General features: G+C 63.6%; 8 protein-coding genes and 1 rRNA gene. 8 read left to right on the top strand and 1 reads right to left on the bottom strand.

Features of this window, described 5'->3' with window-relative positions; translation table 11 throughout:
• Both rrf and ACYP33_RS26125 read left to right on the top strand, forming a co-directional pair.
• Nucleotides 1–90, top strand: a 5S ribosomal RNA gene (gene rrf / locus ACYP33_RS26120); the annotation flags it as partial.
• A gap of 343 nt (nt 91–433) precedes the next feature.
• Nucleotides 434–2,110: a long-chain fatty acid--CoA ligase gene (locus ACYP33_RS26125; protein ID WP_414450418.1), complete on the top strand. Its 1,677-nt coding sequence runs from the start codon at nt 434–436 to the stop codon at nt 2,108–2,110.
• Between the two features lie 145 nt (nt 2,111–2,255).
• Here the strand turns inward: ACYP33_RS26125 and ACYP33_RS26130 are convergent, their stop codons facing one another.
• Complete coding sequence (locus tag ACYP33_RS26130) at nt 2,256–3,434, bottom strand: porin (RefSeq protein ID WP_459624475.1); 1,179 nt, start codon at nt 3,432–3,434, stop codon at nt 2,256–2,258.
• 279 nt (nt 3,435–3,713) lie between these two features.
• Here ACYP33_RS26130 and coq7 point away from each other — a divergent pair, with 279 nt between their 5' ends.
• The 6 genes from coq7 to ACYP33_RS26160 all read left to right on the top strand — a co-directional run.
• Nucleotides 3,714–4,340, top strand: coding sequence for a 2-polyprenyl-3-methyl-6-methoxy-1,4-benzoquinone monooxygenase (gene coq7 / locus ACYP33_RS26135; protein ID WP_459624481.1), 627 nt, complete (start codon nt 3,714–3,716; stop codon nt 4,338–4,340).
• A gap of 375 nt (nt 4,341–4,715) precedes the next feature.
• Nucleotides 4,716–5,144 carry a division/cell wall cluster transcriptional repressor MraZ gene (gene mraZ / locus ACYP33_RS26140; protein ID WP_459624476.1) on the top strand — a complete coding sequence of 143 codons (429 nt, stop codon included), beginning with the start codon at nt 4,716–4,718 and terminating at the stop codon, nt 5,142–5,144.
• 23 nt (nt 5,145–5,167) lie between these two features.
• On the top strand, nt 5,168–6,109 hold the full coding sequence (gene rsmH / locus ACYP33_RS26145; protein WP_459624477.1) for a 16S rRNA (cytosine(1402)-N(4))-methyltransferase RsmH: 942 nt from the start codon (nt 5,168–5,170) through the stop codon (nt 6,107–6,109).
• On the top strand, nt 6,106–6,441 hold the full coding sequence (ftsL, locus tag ACYP33_RS26150) for a cell division protein FtsL (protein ID WP_459624478.1): 336 nt from the start codon (nt 6,106–6,108) through the stop codon (nt 6,439–6,441). The genes rsmH and ftsL overlap by 4 nt, the downstream gene beginning before the upstream one ends.
• Complete coding sequence (locus ACYP33_RS26155; RefSeq protein ID WP_459624479.1) at nt 6,438–8,285, top strand: peptidoglycan D,D-transpeptidase FtsI family protein; 1,848 nt, start codon at nt 6,438–6,440, stop codon at nt 8,283–8,285. Before ftsL ends, ACYP33_RS26155 begins: the two co-directional genes overlap by 4 nt.
• Nucleotides 8,282–8,971: Mur ligase family protein (locus ACYP33_RS26160; RefSeq protein ID WP_459624480.1), on the top strand; the 690-nt coding region annotated here is incomplete at its 3' end. The genes ACYP33_RS26155 and ACYP33_RS26160, both read left to right, overlap by 4 nt.

Consider the following 8,971-nt stretch of genomic DNA (forward strand, 5'->3'; position numbering starts at 1 on the left):
CCACCCCTTCCCATCCCGAACAGGACCGTGAAACGACTCTACGCCGATGATAGTGCGGATTGCCCGTGTGAAAGTAGGTAATCGTCAGGCTTCCTCCTTCAGAACCCCCGCTGCGCAAGCAGTGGGGGTTTTGTCTTTTCGGCCGCGGAACATCGTTCACGCCGCTGCGCTTTAAAATCCCTCAAAATATCTCCTGAATTTCGCCTGAACGGATAAATCGTCCGACGAAATGCTTGCATGCATCGATTGGCGCTGCGATGATCCGACACCAGATCGCGATTCAAACCATCGCGGCCTACACGGAATTGGTCATAAAACCCAGCCGCGCGGCCGAGTTTGAAAGGAGTGTCTAACCCGGTTGTTTCGAGGCAGTCTACCGGCTAGGATGCTTTTTTAGCACGACCATTCGAAAATCAGTAAGGAGACGTCTTGCATGGACAAGATTTGGCTGAAATCGTACCCCGCCGGCGTGCCAGCCGAAATTGATCCATCTCGCTATCCGACCGTCCCCGATCTGCTGGATGACAGCTTCCGCTCGCATCGCGACCGTACTGCCTTTATCTGTATGGGAAAGGCGCTCACCTACGGTGAAATCGATGCGTTGTCGCGCAAGCTCGGCGCGTGGTTCCAATCGCGTGGGCTGACGCGCGGCGCGCGCATCGCGATCATGATGCCGAACGTGCTGCAGTATCCGGTGACGATTGCCGCCGTCCTGCGCGCCGGCTATACCGTCGTCAACGTCAATCCGCTCTATACGCCGCGTGAGCTGCAGCACCAACTGGCCGACAGCGGCGCCGAGGCGATCGTCGTGCTCGAGAACTTCGCCGCGACGCTGCAAGCGGTGATCGCCGAAACGTCGGTCAAGCACGTGGTCGTCGCGGCCATGGGCGACCTGCTCGGCATCAAGGGCCTGCTGGTCAATTACGTGGTGCGCAGCGTCAAGAAGATGGTGCCGGCCTGGCAATTGCCGGCGTTCACGCGCTTCAATGCGGCGCTTGCCGAGGGCGGCCGCCAGACGTTTACGCCGCCGCCGCTCGGACCGAACGACGTCGCGTTCCTGCAATACACGGGTGGCACGACCGGTGTGGCCAAGGGAGCGACGCTGCTGCACCGGAATATCGTCGCGAACGTGCTGCAATCGGAGGCCTGGCACGCGCCGGCCTATACGAAGCTGCCGGCCGGGCAAACGCAGTTCTTCACGGTGGCTGCCCTGCCGCTGTATCACGTGTTCGCGCTGACAGTGTGCGGTTTCCTGACCATGCGCACCGGCGGCACCGGCTTGCTGATCCCGAATCCGCGTGACATCGCCGGCATGATCAAGGAACTGAAGCGCTATCCGGTATCGACGTTCCCGGCTGTCAACACGCTCTACAACGCGATGCTGAATCATCCCGATTTCGACCAGCTCGACCTGTCGCGGTTGGCGGTGGCCAACGGCGGTGGAATGGCGATCCAGGAAAGCGTCGCGAAGCGCTGGTACGACAAGACACACACGCCGATCGTCGAAGGCTACGGGCTGTCGGAAACCTCGCCGGTGGTCAGTTGCAACCCGGTCACGGCCACGGAATACACGGGCACGATCGGCTTGCCGCTGTCGTCGACCGAAATCTCGATTCGCGACGACGATGGCGTCGAAGTGGCGCTTGGCCTGCCCGGCGAGATCTGCATCCGCGGGCCGCAGGTGATGGCCGGTTATTGGAATCGTCCCGACGAGACGGCCAAGGTGATGATGCCCGACGGCTATTTCAAGTCGGGCGACATCGGCGTAATGGACGAGCGTGGCTACGTGAAGATCGTCGACCGCAAGAAGGACATGATCCTGGTGTCCGGATTCAACGTCTATCCGAACGAAGTCGAGGATGTGGTCTCCTCGCACCCGGGCGTGTTCGAGGTGGCGGCGGTCGGCGTGCCCGACGAGCATTCCGGCGAGGCCGTGAAGTTGTTCGTCGTGAGGAAAGATCCAGCGCTGACCGACGCGGATATCGTTGCCTACTGCAAGGAGCGACTGACGGGCTACAAGCGCCCGCGTTTCATCGAATTCCGCACGGAACTGCCGAAGACCAATGTCGGCAAGATCCTGCGTCGCGAGTTGCGTGACGGCAAGGCCTGATCGAGCGATAGCGGGGCGGTACAGCAACGGGCGCCAGCAATGGCGCCCGTTTTGTTTGAGACGGAACACTGCCGGAGCGGGCGAGAAAAAAGCGCCCCGCAGGGCGCTTTCGAGGGTGAAGCGGCTGTTATTACATGCGTATTCGTCAGAACTTGTGACGGATGCCGACCTGCGCCGACACCTGATTCGGCGTGGCGGAAGCGGTGATGTTGTTGATCGCCGCGACCGCGCGGTTGCCGGTCGAGTCGTAGCCCAGTGCGTGCTGATAAACACCGATTGCGTAAAGATCGGTGCGCTTTGACAGGAAATAGTCGACGCCGAGGTTGACCTGATGATACTGGGCCGCCGATTGCCCGTTGATCTTGGAGCCGCGCGTGTAGTCGTAGGCGACGCCTGCCAGCAGTGCCGGACTCAACTGATACTTGAAGCTCGCTTCGACGTTGTTGAACACCGCGTCGCCGCGCAGGTTCAGCGGGTTCAGGCTGGCGCCCGCCGTCGAGCCGACCGCGTCGAACCGCGTATAGCTGTAGGTCAGGCCCAGTGTGGCCGCGCCGATCGAATAGGCCCCGGCTGCCGCCACGATTTCCAGCGTATTGGCCGACGCGTAGCCCCGATAGACGGGGCTGGTCATGTTCAGGCCGCTCGTCGTTGCCGCGGTATTCGAGTTCGGGTTGTTGCCGAAGAACGAGTAGTTCGGATTGCGCGCATTGACGTAACCCACGCCCAGGGCGAGCGGGCCGTTGTTGTAGCCGGCCCCGGCCGAGAAGATCTGGTTGCGGCCCGGCTGGCCGGCCACGCCGCCCAGGCTGTACAAGCCGCCGAACTGAAAACCGCCGTACACGGGGCTGGTGTACTTGATCGCGTTGTTGACGCGATTGGCGTTGTTCATGTTGTCGAGGTCGCCCGGGTGCGCGCCGATATAGCCGGCCCATTGGCTACCGGTCGCGAGCGCGCCGGTGTAGTCGACCACGGAATCGTACTGGCGACCCAGCGTGACCTTGCCGAATGCATCGCTCGACAGGCCCACGAAGGCTTGCCGGCCGAACTCGCCGCCGCCCTGGCCGAGCGCGCCGCTTGACACGCTGAAGCCGTTCTCGAGCACGAAGATGGCCTTCAATCCGCCGCCGAGATCCTCGACGCCTTTCAGGCCCCAACGGCTGCCCTGCAGCACGCCGCTCGACTGCTGCCACTGGCGTGCGCCATTCGAATTGTTGTTGAACAGGATGCCGGCATCGATGATGCCGTACAGCGTGACGCTGCTCTGCGCGTGGGCCGCGCCAGCAAACGCACCCAGCGCGACGAGCGCGAAAAGCGACTTTTTCATTCGACGATCTCCAAGGATTACTGAATGATTTTTTATCTGGCGGGGCGTTTGCTTTTGAGTAGGTTCGTTGCCCCGCTTCACTTCTGAGTAGCCGCACGTACTGTAGCGCAAGGCATTTTTACGAAAAAGGAAAAGACCGACGCGACATGGCGCATGTCCTCTTTTGGCAACAATGGTTAAAATCGGGGGTTTACCGCAATGTTCGCGGCAGAATTGGATCAGTTAGCGCAACAAACAACTGACGAAACCCTGCGGCGAGTGGCTGACCGGAGATCCCGAATGCTGTTCGATGAACTAATTAACGAATTCGACCGAGGCCTGCGCGCGATCGCCGGCGTGAGCCGCATGACGCGCCCGGTGCCGCTGCCCGAGGGCGACCTCTCGCCGGAATTGAGCGCGGAAGAGCGCAAGCATGCGGCTGGCTTGATGCGGGTCAATCACGTCGGCGAGGTGTGCGCGCAGGCGCTGTACCAGGCGCAGAAGCTGTCGACGGCGTCGCCGTCGCTGAAGGCGCTGTTCGAAGAATCGGCGCGCGAGGAGGAAGATCATCTCGCGTGGACGATGCACCGCCTCACATCGCTCGGCTCGCGTCCGAGCCTGCTGAATCCGCTCTGGTTCGGCGGGGCCATGGCGATCGGCCTGGTGGCGGGGCGGCTGGGCGACAAGGCAAGCCTCGGCTTCATGGCCGAGACGGAGCGCCAGGTCGAACGCCATCTCGACAGCCATCTGTCCGAGCTGCCGGCAGCCGATTCGGCCTCGCGTGCCATCGTCGAACAGATGCGTGACGACGAGGCCAAACACGGCCGCACGGCCGCCGATGCCGGCGGTGCCGAGCTGCCGATGCCGGCTCGCTGGCTGATGCAGGCGGCCTCGAAAGTGATGACGAGGACTGCCTACTATCTCTGAGTTTTCGGTGGGACGCGGGGCCTCCCGCGTCTCGCCAACTTCAACGCTCGATCCGGACTTTCCCGCCTCCCTAACCCTCGCCATCACGCCAGCTTGCGCGCGCCTTTTCACGTATCACATCCACACATCACGCTAGTCCGTTCATTTCAAACGAATTTCGGTTTCAGGGCCAGCGTGAAGAGGTGAGCGTAAGTCCTTGTTCTAACTAACAAAATTCGTCAAAAAAACGGCAACCGCCCTTGACCGTCCCTGACCCTTCCTCTAAAGTGGGAAACAGTGTGAGGAAGTGTATTTTTGTGTGATTTGGCGGGTCGTTCCGGTTAGATTCTCAGCCAATGGGCGGGTGTCGAGACACCCCGAACAGGAGAGCGGAAAGTGTTCCAGGGGGCGTCGGCGCTGACGCTCGATGCGAAAGGGCGGATGTCGATCCCTTCTCGCTATCGCGAGGCGCTGCAAGGACAGGCAGAAGGACGGGTGACTGTGACCAAGCATCCGGACGGCTGCCTGTTGCTGTTTCCACGCCCCGAATGGGAAGTTTTCCGCGCCAAGATCGCCGCCCTGCCGATGGACGCGCACTGGTGGCGCCGCATTTTTCTCGGCAACGCGTCGGATGTCGATCTCGACAGCGCGGGCCGGATTCTCGTATCGCCGGAGCTGCGAATGGCAGCCGGGCTGGAAAAGGAAGTCATGTTGTTGGGAATGGGTAGTCACTTCGAGCTGTGGGATTCGCAAACCTACATCGCGAAGGAGCAAGCGGCGATGGCGCAGGGCATGCCCGATGCGCTGAAGAATTTCACCTTCTGATTGCGGTGACGGAGACGCCCGCGATGGGAAATGAATTTCAGCACCGGACGGTGCTGCTCGATGAAGCGGTCGATGCGCTCGTGACGCGGCCCGACGGCCTTTACGTGGATGGCACGTTCGGCCGCGGCGGCCATAGCCGCCTGGTGCTCGACCAACTGGCCGAAGGCGGCCGCCTGATCGCGTTCGACAAGGATCCGCTCGCGATCGAGACGGCGCGTCAGATCGGCGATGCCCGCTTCTCGATCGTGCATGACAGTTTTGCGTCGCTCGGCGACGCGCTTGCCGAACGCGGCGTACCGCGCGTGACGGGCGTGTTGCTGGATCTGGGGGTGTCTTCGCCGCAGATCGACGATCCCGAGCGCGGTTTCAGTTTCCGCGCGAACGGCCCGCTCGATATGCGGATGGATACCACTCGTGGCGAATCGGCAGCCGACTGGCTGGCCCGCGCGCCCTTGCAGGAACTGACGGAGGTGATACGCGATTATGGGGAAGAACGGTTTGCTTTTCAGATTGCAAAGGCGCTTGTTGCTCGCCGGGCGGAATCCGAGCGCCTTGGTCCCCTCGACAGCACGGGCGAGCTTGCCCAAATCGTGGGTCACGCCGTCAAGACACGTGAGAAAGGCAAGGATCCGGCAACCCGCACCTTTCAAGCTATACGGATTCACGTCAATCAAGAGCTTGCGGACCTGCAAGTCGTTCTAGCGTCCGCGTTGTCGTCGTTGGAGCAAGGGGGGCGGCTGGTCGTGATCAGCTTTCATTCGCTCGAGGATCGGATCGTCAAACGTTTCATGCAGACGCACGCGAGCGCGCCTGTGGTCGATCGCCGCCTGCCGATTCGCGCCGTCGATCTCCCGTCTCCGCCGCTCAAGCTGCTCGGCCGCAAGTTCCCGAGCGACGCCGAAGTCGCCGCGAATCCACGCGCCCGGTCGGCCGTGATGCGCATCGCGGAGCGCATCGCGCCATGAACCGCCTCAACATCTTCCTGCTGATCGTCGTGATGGGCTGTGCCCTGTCGGTCGTCAATTCGACCAATCAGCAGCGTCAGATCTTCTTCCAGTTGCAGCGTGCGCAATCGCAGGAGCACCAGCTCCAGCAGGATTACGCGCAACTGCAATATCAGCAGGGCGCGTTGTCCAAGACCTCGCGCATCGAGCAGCTCGCCAACGATTCGCTGAAGATGCAGACGATCGTTACCGGCCGCACCCAATACCTGACGCTGCCGTCGGGCGCCGTGAAGGCCGTCGACACGCCGGTGCCGAGTTCGGCCGCCGCTGGCGACCAGGGGAGCCGGCGATGAAACAACGCCAGTCGAACGTGAAATTCGCGTCCAGCCCGGTCCTGTCGGTGCATCTGCCGATGTGGCGCTCGAAGCTCGTCGTGTTCATGCTGTTCATGGCCTTCGTCGCGCTGGCCGCGCGCGCCTTCTGGATCCAGGGGCCGGGCAATGCGTTCTACCAGAAGCAGGGCGAAAGCCGTTATCAGCGCACGCTCGAACTGCCGGCCACGCGCGGCAAGATCCTCGATCGCAATGGCCTCGTGCTCGCGACGAGCCTGCCCGTGCGCGCGATCTGGGCGATCCCCGAAGCGGTGCCGGACGATCTCGGCGCCGGCAAGCTCGACCAGCTCGGCAAGCTGCTCGACATGAGCGCGCCCGAGCTGCGCCGCAAGCTGTCGGGCGACCGCAGCTTCGTCTACGTGAAGCGGCAGGTGCCGATCGACGTGGCCGACAAGGTCACCGCGCTCGATATCCCGGGCATCTATGCGCGCAACGAATACAAGCGCTTCTACCCGGAAGGCGAGATCACCGCTCACCTGATCGGCTTCACCAATGTCGAGGACGAAGGCCAGGAAGGCGTCGAGCTGGCCGACCAGAAGCTGCTGGCCGGTGTGTCGGGCAGCCGTCACGTGATCAAGGATCGCGTCGGCCATATCGTCGAGGACGTCGACGAGCAACTGCCGCCGCACAACGGCACCGACGTCGATCTGTCGATCGACAGCAAGATCCAGTACGTCACCTACGCGAACCTGAAGGCCGCGGTCGAGAAGTTCCACGCCAAGGCGGGCGCGGCGATGGTGGTCGACGTGCGCACCGGCGAGGTGCTGGCGCTGGTCAACTATCCGACCTACAACCCGAACGACCGTTCGCACCTGACCGGCGAGCAGTTGCGCAACCGCGCGCTGACCGACACGTTCGAGCCGGGCTCGATCATGAAGCCGTTCACGGTATCGCTCGCACTCGATCTGCACCGCGTGTCGCCGAACACGCTGGTCGATACCGGCAACGGCCACTTCGTGCTCGACGGCGCGCCGATCAGCGATGACGCCGGCTTCGGCGTGCTGACGGTGGGCGGCGTGATCCAGAAGTCGAGCAACATCGGCGCGACCAAGATCGCGATGACGATGCGGCCCGAGGAAATGTGGAATATGTATACGAGCATCGGCCTCGGCCAGGCGCCGAAGGTCGGTTTCCCCGGCGCCGTGGCGGGCCGCCTGCGGCCGTGGAAGAGCTGGCGCCGCATCGAGCAGGCCACCATGTCGTACGGCTATGGCCTGTCGGTGTCGCTGTTCCAGCTCGCGCATGCCTACACGGCCATCGCCCACGACGGCGAGCTGATGCCGTTGTCGCTGTTCAAAACCGACGACAAGCAGCCGCCGCAAGGCCCGCAGGTGTTTTCGCCCACCACCGCGCGCGAAGTGCGCGAAATGCTCGAAAGCGTCGTAACGAAGGACGGCACGTCGCCCGACGCGGCGGTGCCCGGCTATCGCGTCGGCGGCAAGAGCGGCACGGCATACAAGCAGGTCGGCCGCGGCTACGACCACAAGAAATATCGCGCATCGTTCGTCGGCATGGCGCCGATGCCGAATCCGCGCATCGTGGTGGCCGTCTCGGTCGACGAGCCCACCGCCGGCAGCCACTTCGGTGGTGCGGTGTCCGGCCCGGTGTTCTCGACGATCGCCGGCGATACGCTGCGCGCGCTGAACGTGCCACCGAACATGCCGGTCAAGCAACTGGTCGTGAACGACGACACGCCGAAGCCACCTGCCGCGCCGAAGGCTGGCGCCGCGCGGCTCGCGGCCATGCCGGCGCATCACATGGTAGTGGCCAGCAACGCGCATAACCGCCCCGGAGTCGTTCGATGAGCGCCGTACGCAGCGCCCATCCGGCGCACGCTCGAATTGCAGCCGCGCTCGCGTGGCTGCGCGCACATCTGCAGTCCGGCGCGAACCTGCATTCCGATTCGCGCGCGGTGCAGCCGGGCGACGGGTTCCTCGCCTATGCGGTCGACGGCGTCGACAACCGCCAGCACATCGCCGGCGCGTTGTCGCGCGGCGCGGCCGCCGTGCTGGTGCAGCCCGAAGGCTTCGCCGTCGATGCGCTCGACGCGGCCGTCACGCACGCCGTGCCCGAACTCGGCGCGCTGGCCGGCGAGATCGCCAGCGGCTGGTATGGCGATCCGAGCGATGCGATGTTCGCGGTCGGCGTGACGGGCACCAACGGCAAGACCTCCTGCACGCAATGGATCGCGACGGCGCTGAGTGCGCTGCGCACGCCGTGCGCGCTGATCGGCACGCTCGGCAGCGGCATGCCGGGCCGGCTGGTCGCCACCGGCTTTACCACGCCCGATGCGCCGCAACTGCAGCGCAGCCTGGCGCAACTGCGCGACGAGGGAGCCAAGGCCGTGGCGATGGAAGTGTCGTCGCATGCGCTGCAGCAGGGCCGCGTCAACGGCACGGCGTTCGACGTGGCCGTGTTCACGAATCTGACGCAGGATCACCTCGATTACCACGGCAGCTTCGCGGCCTACGAGGCCGCGAAGGCGAAGCTG

It is taken from the genome of Burkholderia sp. 3C, from assembly GCF_054589155.1.